At 60.0% G+C, this 15,976-nt stretch carries 18 protein-coding genes and 3 tRNA genes; 17 read left to right on the plus strand and 4 right to left on the minus strand.

Going from position 1 to position 15,976, the window contains the following annotated elements:
* Positions 1-32 precede the first annotated feature (32 nt).
* Entirely contained in the window at positions 33-2,075 is a 2,043-nt protein-coding gene (gene phaC / locus PQU94_RS17045) for a class I poly(R)-hydroxyalkanoic acid synthase (protein WP_272742630.1), read from the minus strand.
* Between the two features lie 191 nt (positions 2,076-2,266).
* Here phaC and PQU94_RS17050 point away from each other — a divergent pair, with 191 nt between their 5' ends.
* The 11 genes from PQU94_RS17050 to PQU94_RS17100 all read left to right on the plus strand — a co-directional run bounded on the left by PQU94_RS17050 (position 2,267) and on the right by PQU94_RS17100 (position 9,551).
* On the plus strand, positions 2,267-2,662 hold the full coding sequence (locus PQU94_RS17050) for a hypothetical protein (protein ID WP_272742631.1): 396 nt from the start codon (positions 2,267-2,269) through the stop codon (positions 2,660-2,662).
* A 26-nt stretch (positions 2,663-2,688) separates the two neighbouring features.
* On the plus strand, positions 2,689-3,657 hold the full coding sequence (gene glpX / locus PQU94_RS17055; protein WP_272742632.1) for a class II fructose-bisphosphatase: 969 nt from the start codon (positions 2,689-2,691) through the stop codon (positions 3,655-3,657).
* A gap of 6 nt (positions 3,658-3,663) precedes the next feature.
* On the plus strand, positions 3,664-5,532 hold the full coding sequence (gene recJ, locus PQU94_RS17060) for a single-stranded-DNA-specific exonuclease RecJ (protein WP_272742633.1): 1,869 nt from the start codon (positions 3,664-3,666) through the stop codon (positions 5,530-5,532).
* A gap of 68 nt (positions 5,533-5,600) precedes the next feature.
* Positions 5,601-5,675: transfer RNA gene (locus PQU94_RS17065), tRNA-Glu, on the plus strand.
* Between the two features lie 26 nt (positions 5,676-5,701).
* Positions 5,702-5,776, plus strand: a tRNA-Glu gene (locus PQU94_RS17070).
* Positions 5,777-6,037: 261 nt separating this feature from the next.
* Positions 6,038-6,598 (plus strand): cold-shock protein, encoded by a 561-nt coding sequence (locus PQU94_RS17075; RefSeq protein ID WP_272742634.1) that lies wholly within the window; start codon positions 6,038-6,040, stop codon positions 6,596-6,598.
* Between the two features lie 130 nt (positions 6,599-6,728).
* The gene (locus PQU94_RS17080) at positions 6,729-7,544 is read left to right on the plus strand and encodes a glutaminyl-peptide cyclotransferase (protein WP_272742635.1); all 816 of its coding nucleotides are present in this window, start codon (positions 6,729-6,731) and stop codon (positions 7,542-7,544) included.
* Positions 7,545-7,548: 4 nt separating this feature from the next.
* A complete protein-coding gene (locus PQU94_RS17085) occupies positions 7,549-8,010 on the plus strand; it encodes a DUF192 domain-containing protein (protein WP_272742636.1) in 462 nt (153 codons plus the stop codon).
* Between the two features lie 89 nt (positions 8,011-8,099).
* A tRNA-Pro gene (locus PQU94_RS17090) sits at positions 8,100-8,176 on the plus strand.
* Positions 8,177-8,448: 272 nt separating this feature from the next.
* Entirely contained in the window at positions 8,449-9,171 is a 723-nt protein-coding gene (locus PQU94_RS17095) for a L,D-transpeptidase family protein (RefSeq protein ID WP_272742637.1), read from the plus strand.
* On the plus strand, positions 9,168-9,551 hold the full coding sequence (locus PQU94_RS17100; protein ID WP_272742638.1) for a hypothetical protein: 384 nt from the start codon (positions 9,168-9,170) through the stop codon (positions 9,549-9,551). The genes PQU94_RS17095 and PQU94_RS17100 overlap by 4 nt, the downstream gene beginning before the upstream one ends.
* On the opposite strand, the gene PQU94_RS17105 is transcribed toward PQU94_RS17100, so the two are convergent.
* Positions 9,548-9,808, minus strand: coding sequence for a DUF2842 domain-containing protein (locus tag PQU94_RS17105; protein WP_272742639.1), 261 nt, complete (start codon positions 9,806-9,808; stop codon positions 9,548-9,550). The two genes, PQU94_RS17100 and PQU94_RS17105, sit on opposite strands and share 4 nt — an antisense overlap.
* Complete coding sequence (locus PQU94_RS17110) at positions 9,795-10,064, minus strand: transglycosylase (RefSeq protein ID WP_272742640.1); 270 nt, start codon at positions 10,062-10,064, stop codon at positions 9,795-9,797. The genes PQU94_RS17105 and PQU94_RS17110 overlap by 14 nt, the downstream gene beginning before the upstream one ends.
* A gap of 162 nt (positions 10,065-10,226) precedes the next feature.
* On the opposite strand from PQU94_RS17110, the gene PQU94_RS17115 reads away from it, so the two are divergent.
* A complete protein-coding gene (locus PQU94_RS17115; protein WP_272742641.1) occupies positions 10,227-11,276 on the plus strand; it encodes a COX15/CtaA family protein in 1,050 nt (349 codons plus the stop codon).
* A 301-nt stretch (positions 11,277-11,577) separates the two neighbouring features.
* On the opposite strand, the gene PQU94_RS17120 is transcribed toward PQU94_RS17115, so the two are convergent.
* A complete protein-coding gene (locus PQU94_RS17120; RefSeq protein ID WP_272742642.1) occupies positions 11,578-13,014 on the minus strand; it encodes an alkaline phosphatase PhoX in 1,437 nt (478 codons plus the stop codon).
* A 276-nt stretch (positions 13,015-13,290) separates the two neighbouring features.
* On the opposite strand from PQU94_RS17120, the gene rplM reads away from it, so the two are divergent.
* The 5 genes from rplM to PQU94_RS17145 all read left to right on the plus strand — a co-directional run bounded on the left by rplM (position 13,291) and on the right by PQU94_RS17145 (position 15,931).
* Positions 13,291-13,767 (plus strand): 50S ribosomal protein L13, encoded by a 477-nt coding sequence (gene rplM / locus PQU94_RS17125; RefSeq protein ID WP_272742643.1) that lies wholly within the window; start codon positions 13,291-13,293, stop codon positions 13,765-13,767.
* Between the two features lie 2 nt (positions 13,768-13,769).
* A complete protein-coding gene (rpsI, locus tag PQU94_RS17130; RefSeq protein ID WP_013480297.1) occupies positions 13,770-14,252 on the plus strand; it encodes a 30S ribosomal protein S9 in 483 nt (160 codons plus the stop codon).
* 245 nt (positions 14,253-14,497) lie between these two features.
* Complete coding sequence (gene argC / locus PQU94_RS17135; protein ID WP_272742644.1) at positions 14,498-15,430, plus strand: N-acetyl-gamma-glutamyl-phosphate reductase; 933 nt, start codon at positions 14,498-14,500, stop codon at positions 15,428-15,430.
* A 1-nt stretch (position 15,431) separates the two neighbouring features.
* On the plus strand, positions 15,432-15,671 hold the full coding sequence (locus PQU94_RS17140; protein WP_272742645.1) for a hypothetical protein: 240 nt from the start codon (positions 15,432-15,434) through the stop codon (positions 15,669-15,671).
* Positions 15,671-15,931 (plus strand): DUF1467 family protein, encoded by a 261-nt coding sequence (locus PQU94_RS17145; protein ID WP_272742646.1) that lies wholly within the window; start codon positions 15,671-15,673, stop codon positions 15,929-15,931. Before PQU94_RS17140 ends, PQU94_RS17145 begins: the two co-directional genes overlap by 1 nt.
* Positions 15,932-15,976 lie beyond the last annotated feature (45 nt).

Genomic DNA, 15,976 nt, shown 5'->3' on the forward strand with positions numbered 1-15,976 from the left:
GGCCTGCGGCCCCACGATCTTGCGTCTTCTTCTTACGATTTTACCAGAACATACGAACCCGGTGCATCCATATCGGGTTTGAACTTACCCTTGGACGGGTCACGCGCCGGGACCATCGGGCCGGACTTATCGTGCAACCATTGGGCCCAATAGTCCCACCACGACCCCTTATGCTCGACGGCGTCCTTTTGCCAGGCCTCAAGAGTCTCCGGTAAGCCCCTGGCATTGCTCAACTCGTTGATCCAGTGTTGGTACTTCTGGGCCGCAGGCGGGTTGACGACGCCGGCGATATGGCCGGAGCCGGCCATGACGAAGGTCACCGGGCCCCCGAACAGTCGCGCCGATTTGAACACCGAGCCCGGCGGGGCGATATGGTCTTCGCGGCCAGACTGCTCAAAGACGGGGATTTTGACGTTTTTGAGGTCGATGGGCACGCCCGCAATGGTGAGCTTGCCCTGAGACAGGGCGTTTTCGTGATAGAATTTACGCAGGTAGTACATGTGCAACGCCTTGGGCATGCGCGTCTGGTCGGCATTCCAGCACAGAAGGTCGAAGGCGGTCAGGTCCTTACCCATCAGGTAGTTATTGACGAAGAAGGACCAGACGAGATCGTTGGCGCGTAAGGCGTTGAACGTATCCGCCATGGCGGCACCGGGCAGAACGCCCCCGGCGGCGTCCATCTGGCGCTCCAGCTCTTTCAGCCAGGCTTCATTGGTGAACAGGAGCAGGTCGCCGGCTTCGGAGAAATCGTGCTGGGCGGTAAAGAAGGTGGCCGAAGAGACGCTGTCGTCACCCTTGGCCGCCATGTGGGCCAGAGCGACGCCCAGCAGCGTGCCGCCGATGCAGTAGCCGACGGTATTGACCTTGGGCGAACCCGTCTGTTCACGGACTAATGATACGGCCTTGTAGATGCCGCCGAACATATAGTCTTCAAAGGTGACGTCTTTGAGGTCTGCGTCCGGATTGACCCACGACACGACAAAAACCGAAAAGCCCTGATCCGTCAGCCACTTAATCAGGGAGTTCTTCGATTGCAGATCGAGAATATAGTATTTGTTGATCCATGGCGGGAAGATGAGCAATGGCGTTTCGCGCACTTCGTCCGTAGTCGGATTATATTGCAGCAGTTCGAACAAGGGCCCGCGCCACACCACCTTGCCCGGCGTGGTGGCGACGTTTTCGCCGACCTTGAAATGGGCATAATCGGCCTGAGAAATCTTCAGCTTGCCATCACCGCGGGCCAGATCGTCGGCGAATTTCTGCATCCCCTTGACCAGGCTTTCGCCCTTGGAGGTGAGCAGCGTATCGAGAGCCGCCGGGTTGGACATCAGGAAGTTAGAAGGCGAAAAGGCGTCTGTGACCAGCTTGGTGAAAAACTCGGCCCGGCGCTTATGCAGCGGATCGACGTCGTCGACAGAGGACACGAGGTTGTTGAGCCAGGTCGAGGACAGAAGATACGACTTGCGCATCATGTCGAAGACAAGGTTTTGCTGCCAGCGCGGATCGGAGAACCGCTTGTCCTTGGGCGTGGTGTCGGCTTCGCTTTCGACGCCCAGCGACCGGCGGGTCATTTCGGCCCACAGCGACATGTAGCCGGTCATCAGGTCGGTCTGGGCTTCGATGACCTTTTCCGGATTCTGAGCCAGTGAGGTCATGACGCTGGTCATGGCAGGGGCGACCTGAAACGGGTCGCCGTTCGGGGCACCGTTAAAATCCGGCTGTTTCAACACCGCGCTGGCGAGAGCGGTCTGGGCTGTGATGGCCGCCTTGGCGAGATTGATCGACAGGTCCTCGATGGCCTTCATCTGCTCGGCGTCGAAAGGGCCTTCAGGGGCTGGTTCAGAGGCCGCCGGGGCCTCGACGGCGGGCTTCGGCGGGGGCAGGGCCTCTTGTGGCGCAACCTTGGGCGCGGGGCGCGCCTTTGGGGCGGCCTTGCGCGGCGCTTTGGCCACCGGAGGGGCAGGGGCCGCGACCCCGGTTTCCGCGGCGACGACCTTTTTGGGCGCAGCGGCCTTACGGGTTTTGGCTTTGGAAACGGTTTGCCCGGTCGTTTTTTCGGTCGGTTTCTCTGTCATGGGGGCCCTCGGTGAGTCGCGTCCTTGGTGTTTTTCTAACGCGCTTCCTGAGCCTTTGCGCCACAATTTTCACTGTATAATGTGCAACATCGCGTTATGACGTGTTTTAGGGCTGTTCAGGTCGCCGAAAGTTTGCTTTTGATCAGCCCGGTTTTTCGACCCCCGGACGTCTTCGGTTGCGGAGTCTCATCATGACCCAGCGGTCTGCGATCTACGCCCTCCTTCTGCCCTGTGCGATTATGGGGGTTTTCGCTGTGTCTACTTCGGCGCAGGACACCGCGTCACCGCGCACCTACGACAGCTTCCCAAAGTGGTCGGAGTTTCCGCCGCCGCCGAAGGACGTGCCGACCCCTGCACAGATCCGGCAGCAGGTCGTTGCCCTTAAGGCCACCGCCGAGCAGCTTCAGAAAACCGCCGATGCCTTGCCATGGGAACTGAAGGCCCCGGACGCCATGGCCGCCGCGGCCAATGCCCGGATCGACCCCGTTCTGGGGGCTCCGGTGCAAACCGGTGTCGATAAGGTCGCCGTCGAAACTCTGGCCGCCCGTCTGAGGGCGCGGGCCGAACCGCCCCCCGTGGCGAAATAAAGAATAGAGAAAACAGGGAATTGCGTATGTCACAAACGGGTTTCGACCTGGGCCTCGACATTGTTCGGGTGGCCGAAGATGCCGCTATCGCCGCGCACGGCTGGATCGGCAAGGGCGATGAAAAGGCGGCGGATCAGGCGGCGGTGGACGCCATGCGTTCAGCGCTCAATGCTCTGGAAATGGATGGCCGCATCGTTATCGGCGAAGGCGAACGCGACGACGCCCCCATGCTGTTTATCGGCGAAAACGTCGGTACGGGTAAAGGCCCGGCTATCGACATCGCGCTTGACCCGCTGGAAGGGACGACTCTGGCGGCCAAGGCCATGAACAACGCCCTGACCGTGGTCGCCTTTGCGCCGCGCGGCGGCCTGCTGCACGCACCCGACACCTATATGGACAAGATCGCCATCGGCCCCGGCTATCCGGACGGTGTGGTCGATCTGGACGCTAGTCCGGAAGACAATGTGCGGGCCCTGGCCGCCGCCAAGGGCGTGGATGTGTCTGAAATCGTGGCCTGTGTGCTGGATCGTCCGCGCCATGACCGCATTATCGCCTCGCTGCGCAAGGCGGGGGCGCGCGTCCATCTGATCACCGACGGCGATGTTGCCGGCGTCTTTCACACGGCGCAGCCGGAAACCGGCATCGACATCTATCTGGGTCTGGGCGGCGCACCGGAAGGCGTGCTCGCAGCGGCGGCGCTGAAATGCGTCGGCGGTCAGTTTCAGGGCCGTCTGGTCTTCCGTAATGATGATGAGCGTCAGCGGGCGCAGCGTCTGGGCCTGACCGATTACGACCGCAAATACAGTCTGAACGAACTGGTCTCGTCCGATGTCGTCTTTGTCGCCACGGGCGTCACGCCCGGCGCGTTGCTCGACGGGGTGCAGAAGGAAATGTCTGCCGACGGACAGGTTTTTATCAGTACCGAAAGTCTGGTGATGATTTCGCGGACTCAGACTATCCGTAAGTTGTATATGCGTCGCCCCCTCCAATCGTGAGGTCTCATGCCCGATGATACTGCCCACTACAGCCTGAGCGAATGGCCGCCTTTTCTGGGGGTCGATACGTCGGTGACGGGCCGGTTATGGGTGGATCGCCGCGACAGTCAGCGCGTCAGCGCGCATGAATTGCGTCAGATCACGCAGCAAATCGCACTGAAGGACCTGATGGAAGAGGCCTTTGTCGAGCCGGTGGCGCGTTCCATTGCCGCGCGCGGTGTCACGGCGGCGTCGCTCGACGACTATCTGCGCCCGACATTGAAAGCGCTGTTCCCCGATCCGGATGGCTTCATGGATATGCCGCAGGCGGTGGCGGCCATTCTCGATGCGCTTCAGGCCCGGCAGAAGATCTATATCTTTGCCGACTATGATGTGGACGGCGCCACCTCGGCGGCGCAACTCGTGCGCTGGTTCCGCCATATGGGACACGAACTGAGCGTCTATGTGCCTGACCGGATGCTCGAAGGCTATGGCCCGTCGGAAAAGGCCTTTGACCGCCTGAAAGCCGAAGGGGCCGATCTGGTCATCACGGTCGATTGCGGGGCATCGGCGCACAGGGCGCTCGACTATGCGGCGCGCATCGGGCTTGAGGTGGTGGTGATCGACCATCACATCATGCGCGAAGACCCGCCCAAATGCCGCGCCGTGGTCAATCCCAATCGGCCCGGTTGCACCTCGGCCCAAGGCAATCTGGCGGCGGCTGGCGTAGTCTTCGTGGTGCTGGCGGCGCTTAACCGCGAAGCCGAAAAGCGCGGGCTGTTTGCCGAGCGGCCCAGACCGGACCTGACCCAGTGGCTCGATCTGGCGGCGCTCGGGGCCATCTGCGATGTGACGGCACTCAGCGGCTTCAATCGCGCCCTGGCTTCGCAGGGGCTGAAGGTCATGTCGCGCCTGAACAATCCGGGCATCCGCGCCCTGATGCAGGTGGCCGGGGGCGAGCCGAAGGATGCGGCAACAGCGCTCGGGGTGTTTCATTCCGGCTTTGTGCTGGGGCCGCGCATCAATGCCGGCGGTCGTATCGGTCGCGCCGATCTGGGGGTGCGGCTTCTGTCCACCGACGATGCGGATGAGGCGGCGGCGCTGGCGCAGGAACTGGATGAACTGAACAAGACGCGCCGTGACGTTGAAGCCGCCGTGCAGGAACAGGCGCTGGCTATGGCCGATGCAAAGGGGCTGGTGGCGGCCGAAGACCACGTCATTATCGTTGCGCACGAAGACTGGCATCCGGGTGTCATCGGTATCGTAGCGGGTCGTCTGCGTGAACGCTGGCACAAGCCGGTCATCGTCATTGGCATCGACCCGGTTACGGGGATAGGCAAGGGGTCGGGCCGGTCTCAGGCCGGCATCAATCTGGGGCAGGCGGTGACGGCGGCCTTTGAAAGCGGATTGTTGCTGTCGGGGGGCGGTCACGCCATGGCCGCGGGCCTGAGCATCGACGCCGCGCGGATCCCTGAGTTGCGGGCGTTCCTGAACGCCCACATCGCCCATGCCACGGTGGAAGCCGACCGTAAGGACCGGCTGGAAATTGATGCAGCGCTCAGCGCGGCAACCTGTACGCGCGCCTTGCTCGACCGCTTTGAGATTATGGCGCCCTTCGGTCAGGGCAATCCGGAGCCGATGTTTGTCCTGCCGGGGATGCGGGTGGGCTATGCCTCAGCGCTAAAGGGCGGGCACGTGCGCTGCGACCTGATCGATGAAGGGGGCAAGCGGCTGAAAGCCATTGCCTGGCGGGCGCAGGATACGGCCGTGGGGGCGGCGCTGCTCAATCCGGTCGGGGCCATCCACGTGGCGGGGCGGCTTAAACCGGACGACTATATGGGACGCAAGGGCGTGCAGTTCGAAATCGAGGATATCGCCCATATATTCACAAGTTGACGTGAGAATGCCGAAAATAGCGCTTGCAACGGACAATCCGTGACGCTATCAAGCGCACCTCTTGACGCGGTCCCTTCGTCTATCGGTTAGGACGTCAGGTTTTCAACCTGAAAAGAGGGGTTCGACTCCCCTAGGGACTGCCAGTCAGGACATGTGAATACGGACACGCGGTCCCTTCGTCTATCGGTTAGGACGTCAGGTTTTCAACCTGAAAAGAGGGGTTCGACTCCCCTAGGGACTGCCACCGTCATTCTGCTGCCATTCCCGTCATTTTTCTTGTCGAATTTGTGAACGCCACGCAGGCGCGTGTGTGTTAAAAACGTCATATATGGGCCAAACGCTACCCCATGCGACAAGATTACGGCTTTTTTACTCGCAATAAGCGATATTTTCGCATATCGTCTTTAAAAAGAGAGGGGCAGGGGATAACGAGGTGCTGCCCATTTAAAAATATCCATGTTACAGTGCTCGCACACCAAAATTATCTGTGGGCTTGGTGAGGAATATGAGTTTGTACGATTACGCAAAGAGCAGCGAGGCGGAAGACGTAAAGGCCATTTCAGGCCGCGTTAAGTGGTTCGACGCTGGCAAGGGCTACGGCTTTATCGTTCCACAATCTCCGGAATTGACCGGTATGCGTGACGTGCTGCTGCATGTATCCGCACTTCGCGATCTGGGCCGCGACGTGGCGCACGAAGGTGCCGCCATCGAGTGCAAGATCGCCAAGCGTGCCAAGGGGTGGCAGGTTATCCAGATTACGTCGCTCGAAGACACCGGCACTGGTCCGCTACGCGAAGCGCGCGACCCGTCGGCTGTGCGCTCGACGCACAATGTTCAGGCGACAATCGGCGATCTCGAAGCCGCGACGATCAAGTGGTTCAACCGTACCAAGGGCTATGGCTTTGTGGTGCGCGGCAACGACCCGACCGATATCTTTATCCACATCGAAACCCTGCGCCGTTTCGGGCTTGAGGACGTTCAGCAGGGCGACACCCTGATGGTGCGTTTCGGTGAAGGGCCCAAAGGGCTGGTGGTCACCGAGGTTCAGCCCAAGGCTCTGGTCTGACGGCTCTAAGAAGGGCCTTGAAACGGCCATTGAATCCGGCGAATTTCAAACGGAGGCGACATCCCGCCTCCGTTTTTCTCTGTGGGTGTGAACGGTGAAATCGGTTTTCAAAGCCCTTGGATGCTCTCTGATGCTGATGGCCGGTGGCCTGTCGCCCGTCGTCGGGTTTGCTCAGACGCCGACGCCCCCGGCGACGGTTGCGGCCCCTGCCGCTTCTGAGGTGGCGCATTACACCTACCGCGTCGTGAAGGTCTATCCGCACGACCCGCAGGCCTTTACACAAGGCCTGTTCATTCAGAACGGCCGTCTGTTTGAAAGCACCGGCATGGCGGGGGCCTCGTCGCTGCGCGAGGTCGATCTGACCACTGGCGAGGTCAAACGCAAACGCGAGATTGCGCGGCCTTACTTTGCCGAAGGCGTCGCCCCCTGGGGTAACGCCATCATCGGCCTGACCTGGACGCAGGGCAAGGCCTTCGTCTGGGACCGCGACAGTTTCGCGCCGAAGGGGGAGTTTGCGTACACGGGGGAGGGTTGGGGCCTGACCGGTGACGGCACGCACCTGATCCTCAGCGACGGCAGCGACCGGCTGCGCTTTCTGGACCCGCAGACCTTCAAGGTGGTCAGCGAGGTGCCGGTGACCCTGCGCGGCGAGCCTATCGAGATGCTCAATGAGCTGGAATATGTCGAGGGGCAGGTCTATGCCAATGTGTGGCAGACCGATTATATCGTCCGCATCGACCCCAAAGACGGCAAGATCAATGGCATAGTCGATCTGAAAGGTCTGATGGCCTATGGACCGGCCATCACCCAGCGCATCGACGTGCTGAATGGTATCGCCTTCAATCCGGAAACGAAGCATTTGCTGGTCACCGGAAAATACTGGCCCGCCCTGTTTGAGATCGAACTGATCGACAAGGCGACGGGTAAACCCTATGTTTTTCGGTAACCCTATGATCAAGAAGGTAAAATGGCTTCCCTTGTTTGTGGTTCTGGCCGCCTGTCAGCCGAAACCGCCGGAGCGCGAAGCGCTTCAGGTTTTATCAGGTGGGGCCACCCACGCGTTTCAGGTGGAAATCGCCGATGATGAGCCGGAGCGAGAAACCGGTCTGATGAACCGCGACAATCTGCCGGCGGGGCAGGGGATGCTGTTCCTGTTTCCGGATGCGCGCGAACGCGCCTTCTGGATGAAGAATACGCATATACCGCTTGATATTATTTACATTTCCAAGTCGGGCGAAGTCATCTCCATTCAGAAAAACACGATGCCGATGAACGAAACACCTTTGCATTCGTTCGGCCCGGCGGCGGCGGTTCTGGAAATCAATGGCGGGCAGGCCGATGCTCTGGGGATCAAGCCGGGCGACCGCATTACGCACCGCTTCTTCGAAGGCAAGGGGCCGATGCCGCAATAGGCAGACTTGTCCTGTGGGTGGTGCGTAAAACGGCTTGCGGAACGGGCTTTGAAGTGGCATGAAGCGCGCCTTGCCTGCGGGCAGGGTGTCGGGGTGTAGCGCAGCCTGGTAGCGCAGCTGTTTTGGGTGCAGCAGGTCGGAGGTTCGAATCCTCTCGCCCCGACCATCACTAAAAAAGGGACTGCCTATAGGGCAGTCCCTTTTTTATTGATCTTCAGAGCAGGGTTCGAACCGATAAGAGGTTCGCGACGCTCAAAAGGGGTAGCGTAGCCACATCGACCCGAAAGGGCGATGGACGCCGAAGGCGCCCGAAGGGTAAGCCGCGTTAAAACGCGGCGCATCAATCCTCTCGCCTGACCCGACCGCAATACCCTGTCTCAATTTACCGATACATCCGTGGCGACTTTGCGTTATCCTGTAACCAGTTGGAGGGATGCCATGAACGGAAAGCGTGGGTTATTACTGGTCACAGTCATAGTTGTTCTTTGCGGTTCGCTTTGGGCCGTCAAGCCTTGGGAGTCGGGCGCGGCAGACCTTCAACAGGTACGAAAAGAGCGCCTGAGCCATATCCGGGCGTCCTTGACTCAAAACGACCTGCAACTGGGTCAGCCCATACTCATCCGCATCTTCAAGGAAACGGATGAACTGGAGGTTTGGGTCAAGTCGGGGAGCAAATACCGACTCTATAAAACCTTTCGTATCTGTAGCTGGTCCGGTGCTCTCGGTCCCAAACAGAAAGAAGGGGATGGGCAGTCACCCGAAGGCTTTTATAGCGTCTCACGTGCGCAGATGAAACCCGATAGCCAATATCATCTGGCTTTCAACCTCGGATATCCTAATGCCTTTGATCGAGCCAACCGCAGAACCGGCAGCTATCTAATGGTCCACGGCAAATGTGCCTCAATCGGCTGTTATGCCATGACTGATAAAGGGATTGAGGAAATCTGGTTGATAGCTGATGAGGCCTTGAAGGGAGGGCAGACCGCGTTTCAGGTGCACGTCTATCCGTTCCGCATGACTGACCCCAATATTCAACGCCATGCGGGTTCGCCGTGGTTGGACTTCTGGATGGATATCAAAGCGGGTTATGACCGGTTTGAGCAAAATCACTCCGACCTGAATGTTACGATCGTTAATAAAAGATATAGGGTCGCCCCATGAACCGCGCCGTCGCTGTCTTCGCAGGTCTTGCCGCGCTTTTGCTGCTCACCGCCGGTGTGCCGTTGCGCGGGCCGCTGACCGGACCTGAGTGGGTGGTCTGGGGCTCTGGCGTAGCGGCTTTTGTGGTCGGGATGCTGGGTCTGTTGGCGGTTTTAAGGCGGGGCATACTGCACGTACTGGTGCACATAGGAGGTGTCGCCCTGCTGACCGCGGCCTCAGTCTGGATGCTTCAGCACGCGCAGAAGGGGGTCGAAGATCGTCTGGTGATCTGTGCGCTGGGGCTCGGTGTGCTGACCCTGTGGAGCCTGTGGGCCGCCAGCGGCTTCGCCGTGGGTAATAAGCCTCCTGACTCCGACGACGACAGCTTTCTGCAGATCTAACGCGTCTTGCGTTTGTAATTCTCGGACCAGCTTATGATCGGCAGCACCGGAATCCCCCAGAGTATGCCGGACAGGCCGTAATACAGCAGGTGCACGATCTGATTGTCGGGCAGCTTCTGGCCGATGCTGGAAACGATCACCACATAGACCGTCAGAAATACCACAATGCCGATACAGGCGATGACACGGCGCACAGGCAGGCTGAGACCCTTTGTCGCATCTGCGCTCATCGGCTTACCCGTTTCATTTCTTGACATTGACCTTCTCGATGGCGCGGGTCAGGTGAAACAGCGCCAGAAGACCGGCCGAACCGGCGCCCGCCGCCCGCAGGGTTGTGTAAAAGCGATCTGGATAAATATCGAGAATATGGATGAAAAAGGTCATCAGGATCGCCCCGAAAATGCCCACAAACATATTGATGATGGCGCTGTAGCGGCTTTTGGTCAGGTTGTTGGCGATCCAACCGACGATGAACCCCGTCATACCGGCCAGAATCCAGTCCTGAACACCCATTTGTGGAACCTTTCACATTTTTCCGTCGCGCATCGCTTGAATTTCACCCCTCCCTGTGGGCAAATCACTGCGCGCGGCCAAAGCCTATTACAGGTTATTTCGCCGCAGTTGAACAGGGCCGCCCGACGGAACCCAACAATTATTTTTCAGTGAGGCGTAACGGTGAGGCTTCCGCTCAAATCCCCTTCCGTGGCCATCTGGCTCTATATCGTGGCCGCCATGGTCGTGCTGATCGTCATGGTCGGTGGCGCCACGCGCCTGACCGGATCCGGCCTGTCGATCACCGAATGGAAGCCCATCCACGGTGTGGTGCCGCCGCTGAATGACAGCCAGTGGGCCGAAGAGTTCACCAAATACCAGCAGATACCGCAGTTCAAGCAGGTCAATGCGAACATGACGGTGGCGCAGTTCAAATTCATCTTCTGGTGGGAATGGGGCCATCGTCTGCTGGGACGGCTGATCGGTGCCGCCGTGCTGATCCCCTTCGTCGTGTTTCTGCTGATGCAGGCCATCCCGCAACGCCTGATCTGGCGCTGCGCGTTACTTGTCGGGCTGATCGGCGTGCAGGGGACGATCGGCTGGTGGATGGTGCACTCGGGACTGGCCAATCGCATCGACGTCGCCCCCGAACGGCTGATGACGCACCTCAGCCTGGCGCTGGTCATTATGATTTTTGCCATATGGACCGCCAATGAAGCCCTGCACGGCCAATCGCGCGGGCATGGCGCGCCCGGTGGCTGGGTGGCCGCCGTCGCCGGTCTGTTCGGCCTGACCTTCCTGCAATCCATGCTGGGCGCGCTGGTCGCGGGTAACGATGCCGGGCTGGTCTATAATGACTGGCCGCTGATGGGCGGGCGCATCGTGCCCTTTGTCGATTACTCCAAAGGCCTGTGGCACGTCTTCGTCCACGATCAGGGCATGGTGCAGGTCCTGCACCGCTTCAACGCCTACTCCCTGCTTATCTACGCCACGGCTCTGGTCCTGTGGCTGTGGCGGCGTTGCCTTGATGACGGCATGCGCCTGATCGCCGCCGCCTTTGGCGTGCTGGTCTGGTGTCAGGCCATGCTGGGCGTCGCGACTCTGTGGACCAATGTGCATATCGCCTTTGGACTGACGCACCAGTTGGGGGCCGTCCTGCTGCTGATCCTGGCCACCCTGCTGCTGTGGAAGGTCGCCCGCGCCGATCGCGACTTCCGCCGGCGTAATTTTTAAGTTGACCCTCCTCTCTGTGCCGCAGTCATGGGGAGGTGGATTTTTGCCTGAAAGGCAAAAAGACGGAGGGGGAGGCGAAGCCGAAGGAAAGACGCAGGGGCCACAGGCCCCTGCACCCCACACCTATCCGCGCTCAAACTGAGATACAGCGTGTGAGGGAAGGATTATTTTGGGGGCGAAGCCCCCCCTTTTTCACGTCAAACACGCGCCGATGTTCGCTGTTTAAACACTCAGTGATGGGGTGTGGGGGCTTTGAAGTGCGCTACCGCTTCGCTGTTTGAGCGCAGGCCCCACGTCTTTCTTACCCCTTGACCGCTTCCGTGCTGAACCGATCCCACGGACCGGTGATGGCCAGCGTCCAGCCGGGGTTTTGCAGGTTGACGAACATGGTCGAGCCGTCGGGCGAGAAGCAGACCCCGGCCCATTCCGAATTGGTCGGCTCGGTATTGCGGGCGAAGGTCGTGACCTTGCCGTCACGGGTGAGTATCTTCAGATGGTTTTTCAGCGTGTCGGAATAGCGGTCTTCGCAGGCGAAGATCTGACCGCGCGGTGAAACGACGATATTGTCCACATAGTCGAACAGCAGGTCGTTGTTCGGCTCGGCAAAGAGCTGGATACGGCCGGGGGCGCGGGCCTCCTGAGGTGTGCCTTCGTGGGGGCTGGGCACATAGCGCATGATCTGGCCGTTTTCGCCGGGACCGCCGGAGGTGCAGGTAAAGTAAAGCTCGCCCTCGCCGAAGAAAATGCCTTCTTCGCGCGCGAACTGCGCCGCGCCCTTGGCGTGGGCGCGGGTGCGCAGATCGTTATTGGGGCTTTCGACCTCGTCGAGATCGACCCATTCGCTTTCAAACCAGTCGCCCTGCTGCCAGAAGATACCGCTCTTGTTGTCGGTAAGGGCGTGCGGCTTGCCCTTGATGACCAGGGCCTGCAACCTACCGCCTTCCCGCAGCTTGCCCGGCACCTTGGGGATGAAGCGATAGAAGGCCGAGTCCCCGGCGTCTTCGGTCAGATAGACGATACCGGTCTTGGGATCGACGGCTACGGCCTCGTGCTCGAAGCGGCCCATGGCCTTGATGGGTTCAGCCTTGACGAGGCCTTCGGCGCGCGCCGGGACTTCGAAGACATAGCCATGGTCCTTGCCGACGCCGTTGGGGGCCTTTTGCGAGGTTTCCTCACAGGTCAGCCACGAGCCCCAGGGCGTCGGGCCACCGGCGCAGTTGGTCGAGGTGCCGACCAGCGACAGGTGATGGCTGACCAGTTTCTGTTCCTTAATATTATAGACCAGCGTGGTGGTGCCGCCGTGCAGCGGCCGACCGTCGGGCGCGAAGTCATAGACCCTGGCCGCATCGACCTTGCCAAACAGTTCGTTCTGCGCGCCGAAGGGGCCCATCTTGCTGAGGCTATGCTTGATTTCGTGGTTGCGCACCAGCAGCACCGTGTCCGGGCCGTGCGGGAAGCAGGCCATGCCGTCGTGCTTGCCCGGCACGATCAGGCCATCGCTCATGGTTTCGCCCTGACGCGAGAAAATGCGATAGGTGAAACCGGCGGGCAGGTCGGCGATACCGTTGGGGTCCTTCACCAGCGGGCCATAGCCTTCGATCTGATTGACATAGGTATCAGACGCATTTTCCGTCAGGCGGTGGGCCGCGGCGGCCTTGCTGATCCACAGGGCCATGCCGGTAAAGGCCGCAGAGGTGGCCAGGGACGAAGACAGGACGGTACGACGGGACAGCGACATGGGAACACCTTTGCGCGGGAAGGGAAGGTATCGTTTGGAATCGGATACGCCTTCTGTAAAGACAGGGGCGCACAGAATTATGACGTTTGAATACGGTAATTTAATACCTAATTCAAAAATACCAATAAAAACAATTGCCTGTTTCAATTTTTGTCAAAAATAAGTGTTGACGCGGCTATTTGCCTCGTCTATACGCTCCCGACTTTTCCGGCGGTGGCGTCTGTCACGGCGGGAAGCACCCGTTTCAAACCCCGGATTTCACCAAAGGAATCTCCCATGCTTACCTCTGCGACCGCGGCGCTCAAGCCCGCCAATGTCGAGAAGAAGTGGATCGTGATTGACGCCCAGGACGCCGTTGTTGGCCGTCTGGCTTCCTTCATCGCCATGCGTCTTCGCGGCAAACACAAGCCGGACTATACCCCGCACGTCGATTCCGGCGACTACGTCATCGTCATCAATGCCGACAAGGTGCACTACACCGGCAAGAAGCTGACGGACAAGATCTTCTACTGGCACACCGGTCACCCCGGCGGCGTTAAGCAACGCACCATGGGTCAGATCCTCAGCGGCAAGTACCCTGAGCGCGTCCTGACCAAGGCGGTTGAGCGTATGCTGCCCAAGGAATCGCCGCTGGCCCGCGCCCAAATGACCCACCTGCGTATCTACGCCGGTTCGGAGCACCCCCACGAAGCTCAATCGCCGGAAGTCATCGACTTCAAGGCCCTGAGCCGCAAGAACGTCCGGAGCGTCTAAGAATGTCTGAAGTTCAAGCTCAAGGCCTCGAAGCCCTCGCTTCCCTGTCGTCGAACCCTGAAAATGCGCCGGTCGAGCGCGTTCAGCAACTCGACAAGTACGGCCGCGCCTATGCCACCGGCAAGCGTAAGAACGCCGTCGCCCGCGTCTGGATCAAGCCGGGTTCGGGCAAGTGGATCATCAACGACCGCGCGCAGGAAGTCTATTTCGCGCGTCCGGTTCTGCGCATGATGATCGCTCAGCCGCTGAACCTGACCGACCGCGCGTCGCAATTCGACGTCATCGTCTCGGTCCACGGTTCGGGTCTGTCGGGTCAGGCGGGTGCTATCCGTCACGGCCTGTCTAAGGCTTTGACCTATTACGAGCCCGCCCTGCGCCCGGCGCTGAAGGCCGCGGGCTTCCTGACGCGCGACTCGCGTGTCGTCGAGCGTAAGAAGTACGGCCGCGCCAAGGCTCGCCGTTCCTTCCAGTTCTCGAAGCGCTAATGGAGGTCTTGGGGGAAACTTTGTTTCCCCCAAGTGCCCCCTTCCGGAATACGGAGAAAAACACCCTCGGGGCGGCGGTTTGGTCGTCTTGGGGGTGTTTTTCGCTTTTTTCAGGGCTGTTTTCCCAATAAGACGCTCTGACTTCATATCTCCCCAACGTGTTGGGGAGGGGGACCGCACGAGCTTGCGAAGCAAGCGAGATGTGGTGGTGGGGTATCTTTCGTCCGCTGACCAAGGAGCGTATCATGTCCCATAAGGTTTTCATCGACGGCGAAGCCGGCACCACCGGTCTGCAAATCCGCGAGCGGCTGGAAAAGCGCCCGGAGATCGACCTGATCCGCCTGAGCGATGATCGCCGCAAGGACACCGAAGCCCGTCGCGAAGCGCTCAATGCCGCCGATGCCGTCATCCTCTGCCTGCCCGATGAGGCGGCGAAGGAGGCTGTAGCCCTGATCGAAAATCCGGACGTGGTGGTGATTGACGCTTCGACGGCGCACCGCGTCGCTGAGGGCTGGACCTACGGCTTTCCCGAAATGACCGAGGATCAGCGCGATCTCATCCGCGCCTCAAAGCGCATCAGCAATCCCGGTTGCCACGCCACCGGCTTCATTGCCCTGACGCGGCCTCTGGTCGAACTGGGCGTCCTGCCGCCATTCTTCCCGATGGTGGCCACGTCGCTGACCGGCTATAGCGGCGGCGGCAAGGCCATGATCGCGGAGTTCGAAAGCGGGCAGGGGCGCGAACGCATCTATGCCACCGGCCTGACGCACAAGCACCTGCCGGAAATGCAGCTCTATGCCGGGCTGGAAACCGCGCCGATTTTCTCGCCGACCGTCGCCAATTTTGCGCAAGGCCTAATCGTCGAGGTGCCACTGCACCTGTGGGCCCTGCCGGATGCGCCTGACCTGACCACCATCTACAACATCCTCACCGCCCACTATGCCGGTGAACCCTTTGTGCGCGTCGCTTCGCCCGAAGAAACAGCGGCGGCCACCTCGGTCAATGGCGATGCCTTACGCGACACCAACCAATTGCTGATCCACGTCTTCGGTCAGGAAGACGGTGACACGGCCAACCTGGTCGCGGTGTTCGACAATCTGGGCAAGGGAGCGTCGGGCGCGGCGGTGCAGAATCTCAACCTCGTGCTGGGCCTCGACGAAACCGCCGGACTGCTCTGAGATGAGAGCGGTTTGGCTCGCTCTGGCCATCACGGTTGCGCCGGTTTCCGCCCAGACCGCCCCGGCATCCCCCACCGCTTCGGTGGCGCCGGTAGCAGAAAAGGCTGAAACCTCTGAACATAAAGGCGGCTTTCCGTGGGTGACCTTTATCATCCTGTTTGTGGTGTTTGGCGGCTTGACGATGTTCCGCAAAAAGGACCAATCTTCCCCTGATGTGACGGATAAGGACAAGGCGTCATAATGGGACCTCTGACCAGCATTGCCATTCTTCTGATGATCTGGTGGGTGACTCTGTTCGCCGTCCTGCCGTTCGGCAATATCAGCCATCACGAAGCGGGTATTAAAACCAGGGACGGCGGTGATCCCGGTGCGCCGGTCTTCCACAACCTCAAAAAGAAGCTGCTGATCAATACGGCGGTGGCCGTGGTGGTGTGGCTTATCGTTCTGGTGATCGTCAACTATCACCTCATTCCGCTGCCGGAAATCCCAGCGGCCAGATAGGCCCGTCCTATTTCCGCCTTTTTAGCATTGATCAATGACGGCGAA

Origin of the sequence: Asticcacaulis currens (genome assembly GCF_028550395.1) — a bacterium.
Lineage (GTDB): Bacteria > Pseudomonadota > Alphaproteobacteria > Caulobacterales > Caulobacteraceae > Asticcacaulis > Asticcacaulis currens.